Annotated in this window: 22 protein-coding genes; 17 read left to right on the forward strand and 5 right to left on the reverse strand. The window is 36.9% G+C overall.

Translation table 11 applies throughout. The features are described from left to right. Nucleotides 1–72: 72 nt before the first annotated feature. The gene (gene htpX / locus BMY57_RS05470) at nt 73–978 is read right to left on the reverse strand and encodes a protease HtpX (RefSeq protein WP_091773023.1); all 906 of its coding nucleotides are present in this window, start codon (nt 976–978) and stop codon (nt 73–75) included. 149 nt (nt 979–1,127) lie between these two features. On the opposite strand from htpX, the gene BMY57_RS05475 reads away from it, so the two are divergent. The 15 genes from BMY57_RS05475 (at nt 1,128) to BMY57_RS05545 (ending at nt 16,637) form a co-directional block, all read left to right on the forward strand. Then, nucleotides 1,128–1,739, forward strand: a complete 612-nt coding sequence (locus BMY57_RS05475; protein ID WP_091773024.1) for a DUF3889 domain-containing protein — start codon at nt 1,128–1,130, stop codon at nt 1,737–1,739. Between the two features lie 84 nt (nt 1,740–1,823). Then, nucleotides 1,824–2,351 carry a Rossmann-fold NAD(P)-binding domain-containing protein gene (locus BMY57_RS05480; protein WP_091773025.1) on the forward strand — a complete coding sequence of 176 codons (528 nt, stop codon included), beginning with the start codon at nt 1,824–1,826 and terminating at the stop codon, nt 2,349–2,351. A 25-nt stretch (nt 2,352–2,376) separates the two neighbouring features. After that, a complete protein-coding gene (locus tag BMY57_RS05485) occupies nt 2,377–2,895 on the forward strand; it encodes a DNA topology modulation protein (protein ID WP_246247158.1) in 519 nt (172 codons plus the stop codon). A gap of 14 nt (nt 2,896–2,909) precedes the next feature. Then, the gene (locus tag BMY57_RS05490) at nt 2,910–3,617 is read left to right on the forward strand and encodes an ABC transporter ATP-binding protein (RefSeq protein ID WP_369678847.1); all 708 of its coding nucleotides are present in this window, start codon (nt 2,910–2,912) and stop codon (nt 3,615–3,617) included. A gap of 2 nt (nt 3,618–3,619) precedes the next feature. After that, nucleotides 3,620–4,852 carry an ABC transporter permease gene (locus BMY57_RS05495; protein ID WP_091773028.1) on the forward strand — a complete coding sequence of 411 codons (1,233 nt, stop codon included), beginning with the start codon at nt 3,620–3,622 and terminating at the stop codon, nt 4,850–4,852. A 21-nt stretch (nt 4,853–4,873) separates the two neighbouring features. After that, nucleotides 4,874–5,356, forward strand: coding sequence for a DUF456 domain-containing protein (locus tag BMY57_RS05500; protein WP_091773029.1), 483 nt, complete (start codon nt 4,874–4,876; stop codon nt 5,354–5,356). 39 nt (nt 5,357–5,395) lie between these two features. Then, entirely contained in the window at nt 5,396–6,574 is a 1,179-nt protein-coding gene (locus BMY57_RS05505) for a cation:proton antiporter (RefSeq protein WP_177176335.1), read from the forward strand. Between the two features lie 66 nt (nt 6,575–6,640). Further along, nucleotides 6,641–7,939: an alpha/beta hydrolase family protein gene (locus BMY57_RS05510; RefSeq protein WP_091773031.1), complete on the forward strand. Its 1,299-nt coding sequence runs from the start codon at nt 6,641–6,643 to the stop codon at nt 7,937–7,939. Nucleotides 7,940–8,536: 597 nt separating this feature from the next. Beyond that, nucleotides 8,537–8,938, forward strand: coding sequence for a hypothetical protein (locus tag BMY57_RS05515; RefSeq protein WP_091773032.1), 402 nt, complete (start codon nt 8,537–8,539; stop codon nt 8,936–8,938). A 67-nt stretch (nt 8,939–9,005) separates the two neighbouring features. Further along, nucleotides 9,006–11,510, forward strand: a complete 2,505-nt coding sequence (locus BMY57_RS05520) for a transient receptor potential ion channel family protein (protein ID WP_091773033.1) — start codon at nt 9,006–9,008, stop codon at nt 11,508–11,510. Nucleotides 11,511–11,513: 3 nt separating this feature from the next. After that, nucleotides 11,514–12,158, forward strand: coding sequence for an ABC transporter ATP-binding protein (locus BMY57_RS05525; protein ID WP_091773034.1), 645 nt, complete (start codon nt 11,514–11,516; stop codon nt 12,156–12,158). A gap of 245 nt (nt 12,159–12,403) precedes the next feature. Beyond that, nucleotides 12,404–14,092: a 5'-nucleotidase C-terminal domain-containing protein gene (locus BMY57_RS05530; RefSeq protein WP_091773035.1), complete on the forward strand. Its 1,689-nt coding sequence runs from the start codon at nt 12,404–12,406 to the stop codon at nt 14,090–14,092. 177 nt (nt 14,093–14,269) lie between these two features. Continuing rightward, complete coding sequence (locus BMY57_RS05535) at nt 14,270–15,697, forward strand: sensor domain-containing diguanylate cyclase (RefSeq protein WP_091773036.1); 1,428 nt, start codon at nt 14,270–14,272, stop codon at nt 15,695–15,697. 58 nt (nt 15,698–15,755) lie between these two features. Next, nucleotides 15,756–16,331, forward strand: a complete 576-nt coding sequence (locus BMY57_RS05540; protein ID WP_091773037.1) for a histidine phosphatase family protein — start codon at nt 15,756–15,758, stop codon at nt 16,329–16,331. A 78-nt stretch (nt 16,332–16,409) separates the two neighbouring features. After that, nucleotides 16,410–16,637 carry a hypothetical protein gene (locus tag BMY57_RS05545; RefSeq protein ID WP_091773038.1) on the forward strand — a complete coding sequence of 76 codons (228 nt, stop codon included), beginning with the start codon at nt 16,410–16,412 and terminating at the stop codon, nt 16,635–16,637. Between the two features lie 69 nt (nt 16,638–16,706). Here the strand turns inward: BMY57_RS05545 and BMY57_RS05550 are convergent, their stop codons facing one another. Beyond that, on the reverse strand, nt 16,707–18,272 hold the full coding sequence (locus BMY57_RS05550; protein ID WP_091773039.1) for an esterase/lipase family protein: 1,566 nt from the start codon (nt 18,270–18,272) through the stop codon (nt 16,707–16,709). A 210-nt stretch (nt 18,273–18,482) separates the two neighbouring features. On the opposite strand from BMY57_RS05550, the gene BMY57_RS05555 reads away from it, so the two are divergent. Next, nucleotides 18,483–19,394 carry a nuclease-related domain-containing protein gene (locus BMY57_RS05555; protein ID WP_177176336.1) on the forward strand — a complete coding sequence of 304 codons (912 nt, stop codon included), beginning with the start codon at nt 18,483–18,485 and terminating at the stop codon, nt 19,392–19,394. 147 nt (nt 19,395–19,541) lie between these two features. On the opposite strand, the gene BMY57_RS05560 is transcribed toward BMY57_RS05555, so the two are convergent. Further along, nucleotides 19,542–19,916 carry a PH domain-containing protein gene (locus BMY57_RS05560; protein ID WP_091773041.1) on the reverse strand — a complete coding sequence of 125 codons (375 nt, stop codon included), beginning with the start codon at nt 19,914–19,916 and terminating at the stop codon, nt 19,542–19,544. Between the two features lie 79 nt (nt 19,917–19,995). Between BMY57_RS05560 and BMY57_RS05565 the strand changes: the two genes are divergently transcribed. Continuing rightward, a complete protein-coding gene (locus BMY57_RS05565) occupies nt 19,996–20,481 on the forward strand; it encodes a GyrI-like domain-containing protein (protein ID WP_177176337.1) in 486 nt (161 codons plus the stop codon). A gap of 17 nt (nt 20,482–20,498) precedes the next feature. Here the strand turns inward: BMY57_RS05565 and BMY57_RS05570 are convergent, their stop codons facing one another. Continuing rightward, nucleotides 20,499–21,299, reverse strand: a complete 801-nt coding sequence (locus BMY57_RS05570) for a MerR family transcriptional regulator (protein ID WP_091773043.1) — start codon at nt 21,297–21,299, stop codon at nt 20,499–20,501. Between the two features lie 17 nt (nt 21,300–21,316). Next, nucleotides 21,317–22,240, reverse strand: coding sequence for a siderophore ABC transporter substrate-binding protein (locus BMY57_RS05575; protein WP_091773044.1), 924 nt, complete (start codon nt 22,238–22,240; stop codon nt 21,317–21,319). Between the last annotated feature and the right edge of the window lie 16 nt (nt 22,241–22,256).

Raw genomic sequence — 22,256 nt, forward strand, 5'->3', positions numbered from 1 at the left:
CGTTTCAATTTAAGAGAGGTTAATTTAATGAAAAAATAAAAGGCACCCAAGCTTAGGGTGCCTTCATTTATATTATTTTGCACGTAATCTTGCAATACGATCATCTAAATCAGGGTGAGATGAGAATAAGTTCATTTTCCCTTTGTTATTAATCTTAAGCGTTTGTACCGCGTTGTCTTCATGCTGTGGATCACGAACACGGTTAACCTGCTGTTTTAATGCTTCAAGGGCGTGAATCATTTTATCTTTACCTGCTAAATCCGCTCCTCCACGGTCTGCGTGATACTCACGGTAACGCGAGTATGCAAAGACGACAATCGAGCCTAAAATGGAGAATAAGATTTGGAAAATAATAATCGCTGCGAAGTGAACGACAAAACGCATTTCTTCTTTAACAAAACTTGATACAATACTTGCGACAATACGTGATAAGAATACAACGAATGTGTTCACGACACCTTGTAAAAGTGTCATAGTAACCATATCACCATTCGCAACGTGTGCCACTTCGTGAGCTAGCACACCTTCAACAGCATCATCATCCATGGATTCAAGTAAGCCAGATGAAACCGCCACAAGTGAACGCTTCTTCGACGGACCTGTCGCAAATGCGTTTACCTCACGTGAGTTGTAGATTCCAACCTCAGGCATATGCATTAGACCGGCTGTGCGTGAAAGACGGTGAACACGATCCACTAATTCTTTTTCGCGTGCGGACATCGTCTTGCTAGGGTCGATGACACGAACACCCATCATTTTCTTAGCCATCCAACGGGACATCGCTAATGAAATAAAGGCTCCTGTAAAACCTACAACAATACTAAAGACCGCTAGAGTTCCAAAGTCTAGTGTGCTTACCCCATTAACACCACTAATGTTGCCTAAATCAAAGAATGACGTTAAAGCATACCATACGACAACAATAGTTGTCATGACGAGAATGTTGGTTAATAAGAAAAACAATATTCGTTTGCCCAATCTATTTTCCCCCTGCTTGTTTGATGTAATTTTCAGTCAATATTATACCACGAAAACGTCCCTGAATAAATGAATTCGGTGTGACATTGTAACAGGTCAACCTTCTATAGGCATATGTTATAAAAACTAAGGATTAAAGGAGGAGAAAAATGTATCCATATTATGGGGATTTTCGATATAGATTTGAGCCTCAACCGATGACTTCATTTTTCAATGGACGTCAACAAGTCATCCAGGGTCAGGCAACTTGGACAGAGGGAGGACAAGTCACACAATGTAATATTCCATGGTCCGATAATCAATATATGACAGTTGCGGTTAGTCCAAGAGCGGGGTTTCAATGCGGTCAGACGCTGAAAGTAAGAAATCCTCAAAATACACGCGAGGTACTTGTTAAAGTTGTTGATACGGTACCTAATAATCCACCTAATCGGATTAATCTTCACAAGCGTGCGTTTGAGGCACTAGGTGTAAATCCGGATGTAGGAATCATCAATGTAGAAATTACACCTTCACCAGAGTTAGAGGAAGAAAAGTTTGGTAAATATCTCTTAGAACTTGTTCAAGTCGGATATCCAGGGTACAGAGTGACTAATTATGATTTTGAGGGCAGTGAGGAAATGTCTTCAAATCGCACAAGAGAAACTTACGTATATACGTTAGAATCACCACGTGAGACGATCAAAATTAGAGGTTCAGTCGTATATAATCCTAATACAAATCGTGTGATTTCATTTGATCTTAGCGAAATGGATCAATAGAGTAAAGCCGCAGCCATTACTGCGGCTATATTTTTTAGTAAAAAATGGAATGGGATGATATAATATTCTGACAGAGGTGATAAGATGGAACGTGCGCTAGTTATAGGTGGTTCAGGCATGCTTGCAGAAACTTGTCATTGGTTAGAAAAACAAGGTTATGAAGTTTACGTCGTGGGACGGACCAGAAGTAAAATGGCTAAGCTTTTAGAAAACTCACAGAACATCCTTCCTTTGTATACCGATTATCGGGACGTAAATGATTTTAAACAAAAAATTAATCAAACGTTTGATTGGTCATTGGTCGTAGCTTGGATTCATAACGTACCAGAAAACCCGATGAAGGTGTTATTAGATGTTTTATTCAATCAAAAATCGACCTGTGATTTTTACCATGTACTCGGAAGTAGTTCAAATTTGAATACAATAAAAGAGAAGCTTAAAACACCCAAAAACTGTACTTATCACCAGGTTCAGCTCGGATTTATATTGGAAACTGGTTATTCTAGATGGTTAACGAATCAAGAAATCTCAAAGGGTGTTATTGAAGCCTTCAAACTTAAACAGCCAACATACATAGTGGGTCAACTAGAGCCATGGGATCAAAGACCATAGAAGCGGGGGCGATGTTTTGAAGCGTGTGATTTTAATCGGTTCACCAGGTTCAGGAAAGTCAACCATGTCAAGAGAGCTAGCTCGAATCCTGAATCTAAAACTCTATCATTTGGACAACCTATTTTGGAGCCCAGGTTGGATCATGGCATCTCGCGAAGAACAAATTGAGATAACTAAAGAACTCATTCAAGAGGACGAATGGATGATTGATGGTAACTATAACGGAACCTTAGATTTAAGATTAGAGCGAGCAGATTTTGTTGTACTTTTTGATTTACCAAGGTGGCTCTGTATGATCCGGATTTTTAAGAGAATGATTCAGTATCGGAATCAACAGAGACCTGATTTCAATGCGGGAACAGAGAGATTTAATTGGGAGTTTATTAAATATGTATGGGCTTTCCGCAAGTCTAAAAGACCGGCAATCTACGAAAAAATAAGTCAATACCCCGAAAAAAACGTGGTTTTATTAAAAAAACGAAGAGATGTTGACGTGTTCTTACAAAAAATCAGGGTAGAACAGCATGATTTTCGAGCTATTTAGAAAGGAAGATCGTTGTGGTAATTGATATTAACATTAACCAAGCTGGCTACGGTAAGGATGAGCCGATCATTCAAAATATTAATTTTAGTATTAAAGAAGGAGAACTAGTAGGGCTTCTTGGTCCTAATGGAGCGGGAAAGAGTACGACAATCAAATCTATTTTAGAAACCATAGATTATATGGATGGTTCAGTTCAGTTTTGGGATGACTCCATGCGTTATGCCTACATACCAGAACAACCCGTGTACTATGATGAATTAACGTTATGGGAACATATTCAATTTACGGCTTCTATGTGCGAGATGTCTGAAGAAAAAATGAAGGATAGGGTGCAGCCATTACTCGAGATATTCCGTTTGAATAAGGTCATTCATGAACTTCCCGTAACCTTTTCAAAAGGGATGCAACAAAAGTTAATGATTATATTAGCTTTTCTAATTAAACCCAATCTATATATTATTGACGAGCCATTCATTGGATTGGACCCAAAGGCGATGAAAGACTTTCTGCGTCTATTAGAACATGAGCGGGCTAACGGTGCAGGTGTTTTGATGTCTACTCATATGCTAGATACAGCGGAACGTATTTGTGATCATTTTATTCTGATGTCAGAAGGTGAAGTGATTGCCCAAGGTACTTTGGAGAATATTCTAAAAGCAGCCGGGTCGAATAATGTAGTAAGTCTTTTAGATAGTTTTGAAATATTAATGGAGCGTACATAAAGATGACAGGGTTTGAGTTGTTTAAAAAGAGATTACAACACCATTATAGATTCTATAATAGATTACGCCATACAACGGTTGATTGGACAGTTTGGGTATATATTTTTATTCCTTTTTTCATAGTAGGTGCAAGCTTCTACATTGATTTATGGCTGAAGGTACCAATATGGCCAGAGAATGTATCGGCTGAATTTATGCTTATGGTCGTCGTTTTCCTAATGTATTTAGGATCTCATTATGCTTTTTTATTCAATGCGGATGTACTTTATTTATGGCAGAAGATAGATTTAATAAATGCACTAAATCGATATAGAATCGGTTATATGGCTCTGATCACATTTGTTAAAACAAGTTTATTTATGATCTTGGTCTCTCCTATATTTATTCAATATTTTAATTGGGATGCGTTGACGTATTTGAAGTTCAGTATTTTAGTATATATCTTGTCTACCGCAAAAGAATTACTGAAACGTGAGGCGAAAATACGTTTATCAAAATGGACTTATCGATTTTCTATTTTATTATTAATGATTGTTTATTTTCTAATGTTATTAAAATCCGTTACGAATGATTGGGCTATGTTAATGGTTTCAATTGTTATATTGGTAAGTTCGATGGTAATAGTTCTCAGTAAGCCTCAAAAATTCTATCAAGAGATAGAAATAGATACAGAGCAACGGAACCAATTCACACAATTGATTTTAATGCAATCTGCTCATATTGGGGCTCCAGAGTGGATGACTCAATCTAATAACCAAGTATCAAACAGGCCATGGATCTTTAGAAATTCTCAAAAATTGTACTCTACTTATACCCCGCAGTTTGCATATCAGGAGCTGATGATTAAAACCCTTTTAAGGCGAAAAAAATGGGTTTTATTATATTTACAATTTACATTCGGTGGAGTGGCACTTATCGTTCTGTTCCCAAGCTGGTATAAGGTATTGATTTATCTAATCCTTTTATTTTTTATTGGCCAATTGGCAAGGTCTTATTGGAACCAAATCGTATCAGAACGTTTTTTGGAATTATTTTATTGGAAACCAGTAGAACTTTCGAATGTTTCTAAGAAAATGTTTAGGCTGATGATGGTACCAAGTTCATTATTGTTCAGTATAGCACTAGGTTATAAGCTGTTTTCTTATGTCGGAATCATTATAGTACCTATTATTGGATTTATTCTTTCATTCATAATTGCAGATTTTTTCAGTCGAAGGGTTATAATAAATATATAGAAAATCATTTGGAGGCATTTTATGGACGTCTTTATTTGGATTTTAATCATTGCCTTTTTTATCCTGAGTTTTGTAGGGATTTTATTTCCGATTATTCCTTCAGTTTTAGTGCTATGGCTGGGTTTTTTAGCATATCATTTCTTTATTGATGGCGGAGAGCTGGGTTGGGTCTTTTACTCTGTGATGGTAATTTTTACGATCATTTTAATCGGAGCGGATGTTATTGCGAATAGTTATTTCGTAAAAAAATATGGTGGTTCAAAACGTGGTGAACAGGTAGCGGCTATGGCTGTCATAGTCGGCTCATTTATCATTCCACCGTTTGGAATTTTAGTCGTGCCATTTGTGGCCGTATTTATAACAGAGTTAATCCAGAAACGGACAGCTCAAGAAGCAATACGCGCTTCAATCGGCTCATTTATCGGTTTTTTAAGTGGATCCATTGCTAAAGTTGTGATCCAGTTGATTATGATTATATGGTTTTTTGTGACCATTGCATTTTAGATGTGAAAAATCGGGTATGGTATGGTAAGGAGTGATAAGATGACCACTTATCATATCATATTCTTTATACTAGTCGGAACGATTATTTTTGCGATTGATCAAAAGAGAGAATACTTCCCAGTTCCGATTATCTTGTTATTGGTTGGTGTAGCTTTATCTTACGTTCCATTTTTTGAACAGGTATTACTAACGGAAAAGATGATCATGCACGGGTTTTTACCTGCATTACTATTTATTTCAGCTTACCAACTTCCGCTAAAAGATTTAAAAAAATATTATGGCACTTTTATTGCCTTGAGTACTATAGGAATGTTACTAACGGCATTTCTTTTGGCTGTTCTCATATATACGACTGTTGGTATAAGCCTGTCAATTGGTTTTGTTGGGGCTTTATTAATAGCCTCAATTCTAACCCCAACAGACCCAGTTTCAACTGTAAATATTTTAAAGACTTCTACTAAACGAGATGAGTTAGCAGATGTAGTAGAAGGTGAATCTTTGCTCAATGATGGAACTAGTATTGTGTTATTTACGGTTGTGGCAGGAATTTTTTCAAATCAAAAGAGTTTTCATATTGGTTCATTTATTTCGGAATTCTTATGGGTTTCGATTGGTGGCGTATTAGTTGGGTTAATCTTTGGTTATATTTTAAGCAAGGTAATATTTTGGCTAAACCACCGAGAGTATCAAGTTATGGTGAGTATCGTATTAGCTTATGGAAGCTTTTTGGTCGCGGAACATATTGGTGTATCAGGCGTTCTAGCCACCGTTACCTCGGGGCTGATTCTTTCATATGAAATTGATATAACGAGTCAAAAACGCCGTCCTGACTATTTAAATGGTTTTTGGGAAAACATTAATCCAATCGTCTTATCTATTTTATTTATAGTGATGGGGCTAGAAGCAACTGACTTACTTAAAATTAGTGATTTCTGGGCTATGTTTGTTATCTTTATATTATCCTTACTTGCACGAGAGGCGATTCTTCTCATCATGTTTAAACTACTCCCCAATCTTCATAACCATTTTAAAACAAAAGATGTTCACTTAATGACTTGGTGTGGTATAAAAGGAACGATGTCCATTGCATTATTACTCATGTTTAAGGATCAGTATTCTGGCCATGAAGATTCGATTATATCACTAACTATAGGAGCAATTATGTTGTCTATGGTGATACAAAGTTTAACTATTTATCCATTGTCTAAAAGAAATTAGTTATTAACGAAACTTTATAAAGAAAGGGCTCGTCTTGTAAAGTAAAACCACTGAAAGGTGTTCGTTATGAAAAAAATTTACTTTTTAGTTTTATTATTGCCATTATGGTTAATAGCATGTTCGGACGATGACGAAGGTGCTCCTGTTGAGGACCAATTAGTTGGAACATGGAATGGGGCCATCGAGGTAGAGGAGAACCCTCTAAATATAATCATAGAGTTTAATCATGAGGATGAATTCAAGGGTAACATCAGTATACCAATTCAAAATTTGAATGAATATCCTCTTTCTAAACTACAGTTTGATGGTGAAGAATTGTCATTTGAGCTGTACTTACAAGAAGAGGAAATGACTTTTGAAGGAGAATTAAAAAACGACGAAAGCATTGAAGGAACCTTTACTCAACGAGGGGAGGAATATCCTTTTTATTTAGAACGGGGTCAGTTAGCTGGACAGACTGGTGAGCGATCTGAACCCGAGGATTTCTTAACCGTTGATACCGAACATGGAGAGTTAAAAGGAGAGCTGTTGACCCCAGAGGGTGATGGCCCTTACCCTGTAGCTTTAATCATTCCAGGGTCTGGACCAACTGATCGAGATGGAAACTCAACTCCATTACCAGGAAAAAACAATAGCTTAAAAATGTTAGCAGAATCTTTAGCTGAAAATGGTATTGCTTCGGTTCGGTATAGTAAGCGTGGAGCTGCTGAGAATCAAGAAGCTGTGATTCCTGAAAGTGAATTAAGGTTTGAGGACTTTGTACAAGATGCTAAATCATGGTTAAACCTGTTACACCGAGATGAACGTTTTTCACAAGTCAGTGTTATTGGTCACAGTCAAGGTTCACTTGTCGGTATGTTAGCCATTCAAGAGGCTGGCGCTGATTATTTTGTTTCGCTTGCAGGTGCTGGGAAAACTATTGATGAAGTGATGTTGGATCAGTTAACTGACCAGCTTAACGAAGATTACTACAACGAGTCTGAAGAAATCTTAGCGCAATTAAAACAAGGTAAGACCGTTGAAGACGTTAGTTCTGAGCTTCATAGTTTATTTGCTCCTGAAATTCAACCATTTCTAATCTCATGGATGGAGTATGATCCAACAGAAGAAATTAGAGAGTTAAATGTACCTATTTTAGTTGTTCAAGGAACTCATGATATACAAATAGCTGAAGAAAATGCGACGAAGTTAATTAATTCTCAGCTTGATGCAGAAGAATTAATTATTGAAGATATGAATCATGTGTTAAAAGAAGAACCAGAGGATTCAGCTAATAAATTACAGACGTACGCTAATCCAGACTTACCTTTAGCAGAAGGTTTAGCCGAGGGGATTGTTGAATTTTTAATAGGTGAGGAAGAGTAAGAGACTGGGACAAAAGATAAATAGGTCAATAAAATCCGAACGAAAATAGAGTTAGCGTAGTCAAAATGCGAGACTCCAGCAGGAACAGCACGAACTGTAAATCACGCCAAACGAACGGATGTGAGTTTGGGGAAGTTGAAGCCGTGCCCGCGGAAAGCGAAGCATTTTGACGTAGCTACCATAAAGAAGGCGAACCTTGGATGTTTAATACAGTCTAAGGTTCGCCTTCTTTTATTTAATCATTATTTTTGTCTCAGCCTCTTTTTTGAAAGCTAAAAAACCGATTTAGTTAAGACTTCTAAGGAATGCAAATTTGAAAAACTTTAATAATTCAGTATAACGCTTCAAAACCACTTAGCTAAACCTCTAACGTAGTGTTTTCCATTTTGGAGACTTTGAAATATAGGATAAAAAAATGAACATCACTGACTTAAAGGCGGAAACGTTCATCAATAGTAATTTCGGCTCAAATGCTTATTAATTTATCAATTTAGAAAATCATAATAATATAAAAAATTTACAAAATATTCAATCTATTATACAATCAAATTAACATCATGAATAAAATGTATATTATGGAAAAAGGAGGTGATTTTAGTGAAAAAGAAACTGTTTGGCAGTTTAGTAGTTTCCATGAGTGTATTTTTATTATTTTCAGCTGGGATTTATGCAAGTGAAACAGAAAATATAGAAAACAATGAATTAAACGCAGTTCCAATTGCTACCTTTTCTGGACCCACAACAGTGAACGGTGGTGAATCAAATAGTTGGACAGTTGGTACTACATCTAGTTATGGTCCTCACACTTTTTATTTTAACCCAGGTGATGGAACTGGGCAGAAACGATTAGACGGTATTGGGAATGGTACATCTAGAGTCTTCTCACATACTTATCGAGGTACTTCTAATGTAAAAAGTTATACCGCATCTGCTCGAACTGCAGACCAATTAAATATTTCGGATTATGTGTACAAATCTATAACAGTAAGAGCGTGGTAATATCATTATCAATATAATCACTCTAATTCATTTGAATTAGAGTGATTATATTAGAGGTGAGTGGTGAATGAATATTAATCTAACTCGAAAAGGTAAAAGAATACAGTTGATGACTCTTTTATTTGTGATATTTTTGCTTATATCGCTTTCGATTCAGTCATTAAATACAGCGTCTAAAACGATTGAACAAGATATTTATGACTTTTCAAGAGGAAGTTATGATATCTTGTTGAGACCTGGAGATAGTCGTACTGATCTTGAAGAGGAATTAGGTTTAGTAGAAGAAAATTATTTAGGTATTGGTCATGGTGGGATCACATTGGAACAATGGCAAAATGTTCTGAACCGTGATGATGTTGAAGTTGCTGCACCGGTTGCTGCCATCGGACTTTATACAGCAAACGAAATCACATACTCATTACCTGAAAGAGAAGACTCTGTTCGATATACGGTCAATTATACGACAACAGATGGCGTACATACTTATCCAATTGGTGAATCCTATACAGCTTATTCGTTTAAAGATCCGAATCAATTCTCTACATACTCCACGATAAATAGTGAATCTCTAGTTAACGTGTTTAGTGGTGAATACCCTTCATTTAAATTCCCCTTAACTTATCACCAAGTTGTAGCCATTGATGTAGAGGAAGAGAATAAATTAACGGGAGAGGATTTTTCTTCTTTAGAAACATATGGACCAGGTCTAGCACTCTTTGAAGAAGTCCCTATTCTTGGGTTAGAAAATGGAAATATTCCATTAAAAGCATCAATACAAATTGATACAATTGACCTGGAAGATGATGAAGTTAGAGAACTTAAGAGAAAATACAAAATTAAAGACAATAGCACGTTTGGCTCACTTTCATATAGAGATAAAGAATTAAATGAACAACTTATAGATGAAATGGCTGAGCAAGAAACGGTTTCAACAGAAACTTATTCACTAGATTTTTCAGATGTGATTACACCTTTTTATGATAATTATTTATATGCAGATGATGATTATCGACTTATAAACTATACAGAAAATCCATTAGAAGATAGAGAGATATGGGGAGTAATTGAATCTGGTAGCCAGGAAACTTATTATGATGTTGAACCAGTTAACTATCAACTTATAGGTGACAAAATTTCAGTCAAGCAATTAGGAACAGATGAACAATCGGGAATTCCCTATTACCGAGAAATCAAAGAAAGAAATAACTTTGTCTTAGATGGTGCTGAAGTTATCGAGGGAGAGGGATTCACTTTTTACCATGTTGGAAACTTCGAAGTAGATGATCATGATGATTTAGCAGCTTCTCCACTTGGTATTTATGGCATTCAACCTACATATTTATCTGAAGATCGTCACACACAAATACAGCCGACTGCTTTTCCAGGTAGCTTCATTACGACACCAGCTCATGGTCTAATATCGATAGATTGGGTAGAACGACTAAAAGGTGATAAGCCAATTGATGCTATTCGCGTCAAAATAGCCGGAATCCAAGGTTATGACCAAGTAGCATCAGAAAAAATAAAATCGATGGCAACAGAATTTGAAGAGCAGGGCTTCACGGTTGATATTGTGGCTGGGGCCTCATACCAATCCTTAAAGATTGATGTGGAGGGCTTGGGAGAGGTTATCCAACCTTGGACAACCTTAGGTGCAGCGGATACTATTTTACAAAGCTGGGACATAGTTAAAATAATCCTAGTTACGTTTTTTATTTTAGTTAGCTTAATCTATATGGTTTTTAGTTTTTCTCATTTAATTAAGACTAGAAGGAAAGAAGAATCACTCTTAACAAGTTTTGGTTGGAAAAAAGAGAATATAAGAAAACTGCGTCTTAAAGAATGGACAGGTTTATTAGGTATTCCTTTTATCTTGGCTTTTTTAGTTCTTCTAGTTATAAGTTTAAGGACAGAGGAGTATGTGTTATTTTTAAACCTAATTATTATTTTCACGGTGACGTGTTTGTTAATGTTTTTAGTTAGTTTATTTTATAAAAATAATCAAAATCACCCTCAGAAACCACTTGGTAATAAAACAGTCACTTGGCAAAATGCTTGGTATTATCGTCATCTAGTCTCTTTTTCTATTGTTCAGATTAGTGTTATGTCTCTTATAATCATTTTTTTACCCCTAGTAATAAACCTACAGGAGAAAAGAACAGTTCAAACGACACTAGGTGGTTATGTTCATGGACAAATGGAAGGGTTTTACACGGTGTTATTAGTATTTCTGTTCACCGTAGGTATTTTAACGCTAATTGAGACTTTAATATCCTTGTGGAAACAACGTTCAGATGAAATGATTCTCTTTCATCATATCGGTTGGAGCAATAATCAAATGTATAAATTTTATTTAAAAGAAGTAGCGTTATGGTCAGCCATTTCAATATTGTTCGGTGCAATCATGAGTATTTGTCTTTATCAATTTTTATTTAGTCAGGTAGTTAATACCATTATATGGGTTGGTGTGATTAGTCTTATTTTATTTTCGTTCATATTAGTAGTTTCTTTTATTGTACTAATAAACATGCTCCGCAGGACAACTAAATATTGGTATAAGAAGGTGGGATAAGCAATGTTAAACGTCGGAAGGTTGAATAAATCTTATCTAACGGTATCAGGAGAAATATCTGTATTGAAAAATATTAATTTCAAATTAGACGAAGGCGAGTGGTTAACAATTATTGGGCGCTCGGGTTCAGGTAAAACCACTTTACTCCAGTGTCTAGCAGGGCTTATTCCGGCTGACCAAGATAGTCATATACAATTTGAGGATAAGCTAATTCATGAAGCCAAAGAAAAAGATTTACAATCCTATCGAAGAAATGATTTAGGCTTTATCTATCAAGACTACAAATTATTTGATCAATTTAATTGCGAGTTAAATGTGATGCTCCCTTTACTTCCTTTTGAGGATAAGGTCAAGTTAAAAGATAAAGCCCATCATCTATTGCAAAAAGTAAATCTCACTGAAAGAATAGAACATTATCCTTCTCAACTATCTGGAGGAGAAAAGCAAAGGGTAGCCATTGCGAGAGCTTTAATTAATGATCCAAAGTTATTAATATGTGATGAACCGACTGGTAATTTGGATCAACATAGTCGTGATGAAGTTATTCAATTATTAAAGGAATTAAACCGAACGGGAACAAGCATCATCTTAGTGACACATGATCAAGACTTAATGGATATAGGTCAACAAACACTCGAATTGCATTGAGCGGAATACCAAATACACCCCCGAATTATAAATGAACATGTATCATTTATAGTTCGGGGGTTCTTTTGAAATTATGTTTTTATCTAACTTCAGTTTTAAGGATTAGACCACCATGCTCCTTTGAAGTTTATGGATCAGATTCTCAATTTACAAAAAATTAATAATAGAATGACTCAATTGAGAATAAGTACCTATATATTCTGTGTTATATTAAATTTGAAATATACATAAAGGGAGGGGAACACATGAGAAAACTAGTTTATATTCTAGTATCTCTATCATTATTAGTGCCTTCATTTAGCAGTTTAGCGGCTGAAGAAGATGATTTAGTAGACGTTCAATTACTCGGGGTGAATGACTGGCATGGTCAGATTGATTATGAAGATTACTTTGCAGATTTTGACGGTGATGGGGAAAATGACCCAGCTGGACGAGCTGATTATCTTGCAGCTTACTTAAAAGAACGTGAAGCAACAAACCCTGAGAATACACTACTTGTTCACGCGGGTGATATGATTGGGGGGAGTCCGTTAATATCGGCTTCTTTCCAAGATGAACCGGTTGTTGAGATCATGGAAGCAATGGGAATGGATGTTGGAACGTTAGGTAACCATGAGTTTGATGAAGGTGTGGATGAACTGCTTAGAATGATTCATGGCGGAGAGCATCCAGACGGGACAGAAGGTTACGACGGTATGGATTTTCCAGTTGTAGCAGCGAATGTTCAATATAAAGACACGGAAGAGCTTCTGGTTGATCCATATGTAGTCAAAGAGGTTGAGGGTCAAAAAATTGGTTTTATTGGTGTCACTACGACAGAAACTCCTAGCATGATTATTAAAGAAGGAAACGAAAATGTTGAATTTACAGATGAAGTAGAAGCGATTAACCGTTTTGTTCCAGAATTAAAGGAGCAGGGTGTTCGTGCAATTGTCGTATTAGCTCATAACCCTGGGTATCAAGAAGGGGACGAAATCACAGGTGATGTGGCTCATATTGCAGAAAATGTAGATGATGAAGTCGATGTTATTTTTGCTGGACATAATCATGTTGAAAATAATGGTTTAGTAGATGGCAAACTGATTGTACAAGCTTATTCTTATGGTACAGCTTTTTCAGATGTTGATTTAAAAATCGACCCTGAAACAGGGGACATTGTTGAGAAAACTGCTGAAATCGTGACAGTGGCACAGCATGGTATGGAACCTGATCCAGAAGTAGCGGCCATTCTAGAAAAATATGAAACGTTAGTAGATGACATTAAAAATGAAGTTATTGGTGAAGCAGCGGTTCCATTAGAAGGTGGATATGCTGAACGTGGCGATTTAGGTGACAATGCTTTAGGTAACCTAATTGCGGATGGTATGAAATGGGCGATGGATGCTGATATGGCCATGATGAATGGTGGTGGTATTCGCGCGGATATAGATGAAGGACCGATCACATATGGTGAAGTCTTTACGGTTCAACCATTTGGCAATACGTTAGTAAAAGCTGAGCTAACAGGTGAAGCGATTATTGAAGTGTTGAATAATCAACTAAGTGAACCATACGGTCCCGATTACAGCGTGGCTGGTATGAGTTACACATGGAATTATGATGAAATGGAAGTCATAGACGTATTCCTTCCAGATGGTTCAGAAATTGATCCTAATGAAATATATACAGTTGTGGTAAACAACTACATGTTCGGTGATGACGACAGTGGCATTGAAGACTTAGCCTTAAGTTCTGAAATTGGTCCAACAGATTTAGATGCAACTGTTGATTACATTCAATCGTTTGATGAACCGATTGAATATGATGCAGAAGGTCGAATTCAAGAGCTTGAGCTTAATATACCTCTTAAAGACCATGCTAATGCTTCGGAACGTGCAAAAGAAAGATTAAAAGAGTTAGCTAAAAAGGGTAAATTTAAAAAAGTTAAACACTAATTAATTAAGAGGACTGCCGGTTTTAATGACTGGCAGTTTTTTTGTAAAATTTTTGAAGAAATTTTTGTAATATTTTGTCGAATTACTTTAAATCTATTGAAAAAGTGGTATTATAAAATATAAATATCGTTATATTTTTTATAACGATATCTAATTTCTAATAGCGGGGGCACCTACATGAGTGAACTGGTTAATGTCCAACATTTATTGAAAGAACAAAGTAGAATTATAGAGATGTTAGTGGCAGAAAATCTGCCTCTTAGCAAAATATTAGAGAGATTAACCGAGACGATAGCAGTGGTTTTTCCGGATGTTCGCGCGACGATCACCGAGTATAATGAAAAACTACATAGTCTGGAAAACCCTATTGGCCCTCGGTTTCCAAGGGCGTATTTAGACAGTATGGACGGCTTAAGTGTTGGACCTAAAGCAGGCTCATGTGGGACCTCTGCATACATAAACGATCTTGTTATTGTAGAGGATGCAATGGTTGACCCTATTTGGGAGGATTATCGTGATATTGTTGAAACATATAATATTAAAGGGTGTTGGTCGATCCCAATTGTCTCAGCAACGGGTCATTTATTTGGCACTCTTGCCTTTTATCCTGATGAGTGCCGCGCACCAAGTCAGGAGGAAGTTCAAGTTTTTAATCAATTTAGTCATTTAGCTGCGATGATTATTGATAAAAAGCGTTCAGAAGAAGCGTTGAGGTTAGCCAACCGTGTTATTGAAAATAGTCCTGCAGTTATTATAAGATGGAAAGCTGAAAAAGGTTGGCCTATTGACTATGTTTCCAATAACATTAATCAATTTGGTTATACACCGGGCTTATTTTTAAAAGAGAAAATTGACTTTTCATTGATTGTTCATCCTAAAGATTTAGCGCGTGTAGAAGGAGAAGTGGATGAATACTTAGAACGTGGTCTTGATAAATTTAAACAAGAGTATCGAATTATTACGGCTGATGGAAAAATTCGTTGGATTGATGACCGTACAACGGTAACTCGTAATGAACATAGAGAGATTTTATATATTGAAGGCGTATTAATTGATATAACTGAACGAAAAGAAGCTGAACAACAAGTTTTTTATTTGGCGAACAATGATCCTTTAACAGGTATTCCAAATCGCCGCTATTTTAAGAAAAAGCTAGAAAAAGAATTGACTAAGTCAGGTCATACAGGGGATCATTTAGCTATTCTATATATAGACTGTGATAATTTTAAACAAATCAATGACGACTTAGGGCATGATACGGGAGATGAATTTTTACAACACTTGTCAAAACGACTTCGTAATTGTTTGCGTGAAGATGATATCATTGCTCGAATTGGTGGAGACGAATTCAATGTGTTGCTAACAGGCGTAGAGAAAGAGAAAGATGTTCTAAAAGTCGCGGAACGTTTAATTCGCGCTTCATCAGAACCGTGGGAAATTAAAGGGAATGTTTATCATGTCACGATTAGTATTGGTGTGGCTATTGCACCTATGGACGGAACAAGTGTGGATGATTTAATAAGGAAGGCGGATCGTGCTTTATATCAAGCCAAGGCATCGGGGAAAAATCAATTAATGTGGTATATTCCAAAAATGAGTATCTGAAAATGCTGCTGTGTTATTAGGCAGCATTTTTTGTATATTTTGAGAGGGTGGTTAATACATGACGGTAATCGGAATTGTAAGACATGGCATCACGGATTGGAATTTGGCTAAAAGAGCTCAAGGGAGTTCGGATATTCCTTTGAATGAAAAGGGAATACAAGATGCCGAGAAACTAGCTAACCGGTTAAAAGATGAGAAGTGGGGTGTTCTATATTCAAGTGATTTAAGACGTGCCCACCAAACGGCTGAAATCATTGCAACCGAATTAGAAATTCCGGTCATCACTGACGAGCGAATTCGTGAAGCTTATGGAGGTAAAATTGAAGGTACAACTAAAGCTGAACGTATTGAACGGTGGGGTGAGAACTGGTTTGAGAAAGATTTAGGCATTGAAAGTAATCAAAGTGTTGTTCGTCGGGGGATGGAATTTTTAAATGAAGTCTCAGAAAAACATCCTGATGAACCTGTATTAATCGTCTCTCATGGTTCTTTTATCCGACAGTTGTTAAATGAATTAGTGGTTGAACTGGAGAAAAAGTATCACCTTGGGAATACATCCATTACAAAACTTCGTCGCCATGAATCGCATTGGGAGCTCGAATTGTTCAATTGTACAAAACATTTGAATGAATAAATTCTCCATATCTCTTTCAAACATTTTATGTTAAAATAATAAAAAAGTCGGAATAATGGGATTTTTGGAGGATTATGTATGAAGGTCACTTCGAAAGTTTTTCTTACTATAGGTGTATTAGCCATTATTTTAGGGTGCGGTGTTTTGTTTGTTGATTTTCCCGAATTTACCCGTTGGCAGGATACATTTTCTTATATCTTATTTGAATCCGCAGCTAGAGTGTTTTGGATATTAGGGATCATTAGTTTAATCATTGGTAATCTATTATTCAAAAGAGTCAAGAAACGAAATCGCATTTTTTATTAAAAAACCTTCCATGGAGCAATAGCTCACACGGAAGGTTTTTGTTTAGTATGAAGACAAAGGGATATCGAATTATCTATTAGATTTACCTGGAACTTTAACCGATTCAACGACGGTTCGTTTGAATGGATAGCCTTCATTTGTGGTGCCTTCGATGTCGATGGTCACGTTGTAAACGGTATTAGGTTTAGTTAATTTAATGTGGCGTTCGTGATTGGAATTGTTGGTAAAAGTCATTTTGTTACTAGCGTGGTTGGATTCGGTAATGGTATAGGTTGCTTTTTGAATGTTATGTTGACTTTGCATGTTGTAGGTTAGGTTTAGATCTCCATTTCGTTTAATATGTTTGTTCAGGTTTATTTTTTGAGTCGTTTTAAAATCATTGAATATTAGATAAGAGTCTTCTTGTTCAGAGTAGATTTTTAACGTCCATTCACCAGGTTCGGGATTTTTCAAATCGGTCACGTGGCTTATGGCACCTTTAAAGACTCCATCGTTAAGTTCTATAGATTTGAATTCTGTAGGGTATTCGGATCCATCAGGTGCTACAAGCTTCATGGATTGTGGTTCGTGAGCGGTCATGAGATTTATATGAAGTTCTGAAACACCATCTTCCACTGTTATAGTAATCGTATCTTGGCCTTCAGCCAGTTGACCCCCGTGAACCCACTGATTCATTATGCGTTTATTATTTTTCTGATCTTTAGGTTGTTTTTGAGTATTAAAAGTATGAGTACCTGCTAGATGGTTTTCAAAAATTGAGAAAGTGGTACCTGTACGAATTGAGGAATGATCCCAGTCACCAACTGCAACTTCAGTGCCTCCAGGTAGACGACTACTGTCGACTGTTACGGCTCCATCGTTCGAACCGTATTGAGATAAATACATACCTCCATACCAAGTCGATGAGAAAACAGATCCCCAAGAAGTGCCTGCGAAAGTGTAATAGTCATTATGATAAGCGAGTGGTTGGGCATCGGTTTGGCTTCGGAAATCTTCCATTTCAGCCATTTGCAAAGAATAGGTTCCGTCACCTTTTGTGCCGATGACGTCCGCTAACCAACTTGCCCAGGAGCTATAGGCGAGGTCTGCGAGTTGTGAGCCGTGGTGAGGACTAGAAAGGGTAATAACATTATCAACGTATTGATGAGCGCCGTAGTAAGTTAGAGCGGCCTGTGAATCCACACCGCCTTTACTATGGGCAACGATTGTGATTGGTTTTCCATTAAAATGGTCCGAGATTTCAATGATTTTCTCAGCTAGAAGCTGCCCGTTTTCCCACATGTCTTCGTTGTAGCCACCTGCATCGTGGAGTTGAAGGAATGTCGTTTGATAACCAGCATCGTATGCCGTTTGGTACATATCATTATCTTCCCACCATGTTTGGGCGGTACTGTTTAATCCGTGTACGAAGAGAAGGATGGGTTTGTTAGGATCGAGGTTTGATGGAGTGGTGCCAGTGTACCATTCGCCGGGAGTTTCCTCATTACCATTACCGATTTTTCCCGTGATGGAGATCTCGTCAGTTTCTTGTTGGACAAGCTTAGGTGTTTCAAGTTCTTTTGACTCAGCCGATGTTAAAGCACTTCCAAAAATAAAGAAGACCAACAGAGTTAAAAGTGAAAGTTTTCTATACATAATAACCTCCTAAATTAGTATTACCTATAATTATCTATGTTTTAAAATTAAGATTAGTAGGGGCGAATGGTGTATTTTTGAATTAGGTAAAAAGGACTTGTATAAATATAGGGGAATTTTTATAATTTTGTATTATATGACCGAACAGGAGTGGTCCAGTTGATTTGCAAGAATCATAGTTTGCCAATGAAGCTATGGAGGCTCGAAGCATTGGAACGACGCGTGTCACCTGATTGTTCAGTTTTTGGTGATATAGAGGAATCGCTTAGAATTGTGAGAATCGGTGATCGAGGTGAACGCTCATTAGATTACTATATTGAGTTAGTAAGTTCTAATGATTTGTTAGTTTTCTATGATTTGAGACTTCCTAGAGGAGAGTATCATTTTCAAATGGATACCGTGCTCGTAACTCCGAGGTTTGTTTTATTAGTAGAAGTGAAAAACATCTCTGGAGATATTTACTTTAATAAAGAATCTAAGCAAATGATCCGTGTGTTAAATAATATCTCCGAAACCTTCCCCAACCCGTTACTTCAAGTTTCCCAACAAAAATTTCAGTTACAGCAATTTTTACAAAACTACGGCTTCCCTAATATTCCGATCTACACGTTAGTTGTTTTTGCCAGTCGACATGGAATACTGCACATTCAGTCAGACGATACTTTTCATTTAGGAAAAATAATTAGCATTCAAGAGTTCATATTTAAATACCAAAAGTTGAATGAATCCGTTCTGGGGCAGGTGTGGAGTGAAGGAGATCTTAATCGAGTTAGTGACCTATTTATTCGTGAACATAAACCGGAAGACGTTGATTTGATGAAGCGCTTTGGACTAAAAGCTGCTGATTTGATGAAGGGCGTGCACTGCCCTAAGTGTGGAAGACTTGGAGTACAGCATAAGCATGGTAAATGGGTATGCATTTGTGGAAGTTCTAGCAAAGACGCACACGTACTAGCCTTACGAGATTATGCCCTGTTAATCGATGAATGGATCATTAACCAGGAAGCGAGGAATTTTTTAGGGGTCGAGTCAAGGCATGCTATCAAAAGAATTCTTTCAAACTTTGAAAAGGAAGGTGGCACAAAAGGTACGAGATATAATTTGAAGCCTCTAATATATTAATTCGCTCAATTATTTTTAAAAACGCTCAAAAAAATTAATTTTCGCTCAATTATCTAGAAAATCGCTCAATTATTGAAAATTTCGCTCAAAAAATTAAGAAAACGCTCAATTAATTTAGCGGAACCCTATTAGGAGCTCCGCTTCATTTTATGAAACATATTCTGCCAAGACAGATTGAACTTTGTAGATATTGAGTTGCTTATTAAAGGTTTTTTCAAGTGGTGTGGAGCTGCCTGAGATCCAGATTTTTAGTTCAGCGTCTAAATCAAAAGTGCCGGCTGTTTCGACTGAAAAGTGTGTGATGCTCTTGTATGGAATCGAGTGATATTCCGTTTTCTTACCAGTCATGCCTTGCTTGTCAACTAAGATTAAGCGCTTATTAGTAAAAACAAAGAGGTCGCGAATTAATTTATATGCGTGTTCAACCTGCTCACTTGATGCCAGAAGTTCTTCAAGCTCATCTTGTATTTCTTGTGTATCCATTTCTGATGCGTTTCCCATCATGCCATCAAATAGTCCCATTTTCTATCCTCCTGTAAAAGTATTACTTCCATTTTATAGAACTGTTATAATAGAGTCAAAACACGTGATGGAGGTAACTATGGACGTTCGAGTTGAGAAAAGGGACAAAGTGACATTAGTTGGAATGGAGATTAAAACGTATGGAATCATGAAAAAAGGAGAGCCGAATACGATCCCGGGTCTTTGGGAAGAGTTTAACCAAGTGGCTGATCAGATTCCTAATCTTGTTGCCGAATATGAAGGGTATGGTTTAATTGAATTTCCAAAAGGTTGGCAACTAGGTAATCGATTCATTTACACGGCGGGGATGGCTGTGTCTGATGCTTCCGGTGTGCCGGAGGGTATGGTCGTAAAAGAGATTCCTGAACAAGAGTACGCTGTAGTTCGTTATAAGGGGCCACTTAAAGATATTGGTAAAGGTTTTAACTATTTTTATAATGAATGGTTACCTCATTCAGATTACCAGAAGTCGGGTGCATTCGAATACGAATATTATGGACCTGATTTCAAGGGGGATGATCCTGATTCAGTTCTAGAAGTTCATTTTCCAGTGACAAAAAAATAACCGCCATCACGAGGCGGTTACGTTAAAATGGGCACTTGAATTTCGGACAAGTGCTCCTTTTTATTTTGACTAATATACTCATCAATCATGACGCGCTCAATCGCGTCCCCAACAATTTTATAGCCATTTTCCTCTATGAATTTAAGAAGCGGATCATAATCATGAGCTTGAACTCGCTGTCGATTCACGGTTAGTGTGGCGAACTCGCCTTGTGGTATGACAGTCACGAGCTCATGATCGATATCTTCATCTTCAAGCATAAGAAAAATTGAATTGTAAACGGGTTTAGGCAATTCTTTTAATGAACGAGTCACACCGACGCCTCCGATATAAATAGAGGCGTTCAAACCGGTGCGGTGTTCTAATGTCTTAAGAGCCAGCTCTAGTTCGGCATGACTCGTGATGGGTTGTTTTAACTGAGCCATACGACGATCACCAACTAACTGAACTTTAGGTATTCCGTAATGTTGAGTCACGTTATGAAGTTCATTAATTCTAGCACTTAACCGACGTTTGGCACGCTTTAAATCTTGGATTTGCTTCTCAACTCGAGCTTCTTGGTTTTCTAACATTTCAAGAAAATATTCACAGTCTCTTACGTCGAATTGATGCTTAATGTCTTTAAGTGGAATGCCTAGCTCACGTAAGTAATTAATTATATTTAAGTGCTCGAACTGTACAGTCGAGTAGTACCTATAATTAGTTTCTGGGTCGACTTCAATCGGCTTAAATAGCCCAATCTCATCGTAGTAGCGTAATGTTTTAACGGGAATATTATGAAGTTTAGCCATCTCGCCGATTGTAAATCGTTGGTCCATACTTGTCACTCCTACAATCACTCAAACGTTTGATTGATTTCATTCACCATTTCTTTTACTGAAATTAGACCTCCGCCTGATAAGTACCAGTAGTTTGGATCTAAGTAGACAATTTGATCATTTTGGTAAGCTGTTGTCTTTTTCACTAAATCATTTTCGATGGTTTCTTTTGCTGCTTCTTCATTATTTACAACCGCATCACGGTCGATGACATATAGATAATCAGGGTCTTTCTCAACGATGAATTCGAACGAAATGTTCTGTCCGTGGGTTGCCACTTCAATGGAATCATCAGCTGGCTTCACGCCGAATACGTCATGAATAATTCCAAATCTTGATCCAGGACCATAAGCACTAACTTTACCACCTGTCGCAAGGGTGATTAAACCAGTTTGATCACTACTTTCAGTTTTAGCTTGAAGCTCTTCAACTAATCCTTCAATTTCACTTAATTCTTCTTCAACTTGATTTTGTTTGTCAAAAATTTGGCCCATTAACTCAGTGTTTTGTTTAAATGAATCCATGTAGTTCTCAGCATCTATCTCAATAAAAATAGTAGGTGCAATTTCTTTAAAGTCTTCGTATAAATCCATTTGACGACCAGAAATAATGATTAAATCTGGATCCATCGCATGAATTGCTTCAAAATCAGGTTCTTTCAGTCCACCAACATGCTCATAGTCATCACCTTCGTACTCAGATAAATAAGAAGGAAGGCTATCTTTCGGTACACCTGTAACATCAACATCAAGCTGCTTCAATGTATCTAAAATACCAAAATCAAAGACGACAACCTTCTCTGGATTTTTCTCAACTTCCACCGTGTCTAGCGAATGTTCCACTTCAATCGTTTCACCTTCAGTAGCTTCACTTTCTCCGCCACCGCAAGCTGCCATTAGCATTAACGCTAAAATTGATAAACCTAATAATAATTTTTTCATATTGATCACCTCAAAT

This window comes from Piscibacillus halophilus (assembly GCF_900110685.1).
Lineage (GTDB): Bacteria > Bacillota > Bacilli > Bacillales > Alkalibacillaceae > Piscibacillus > Piscibacillus halophilus.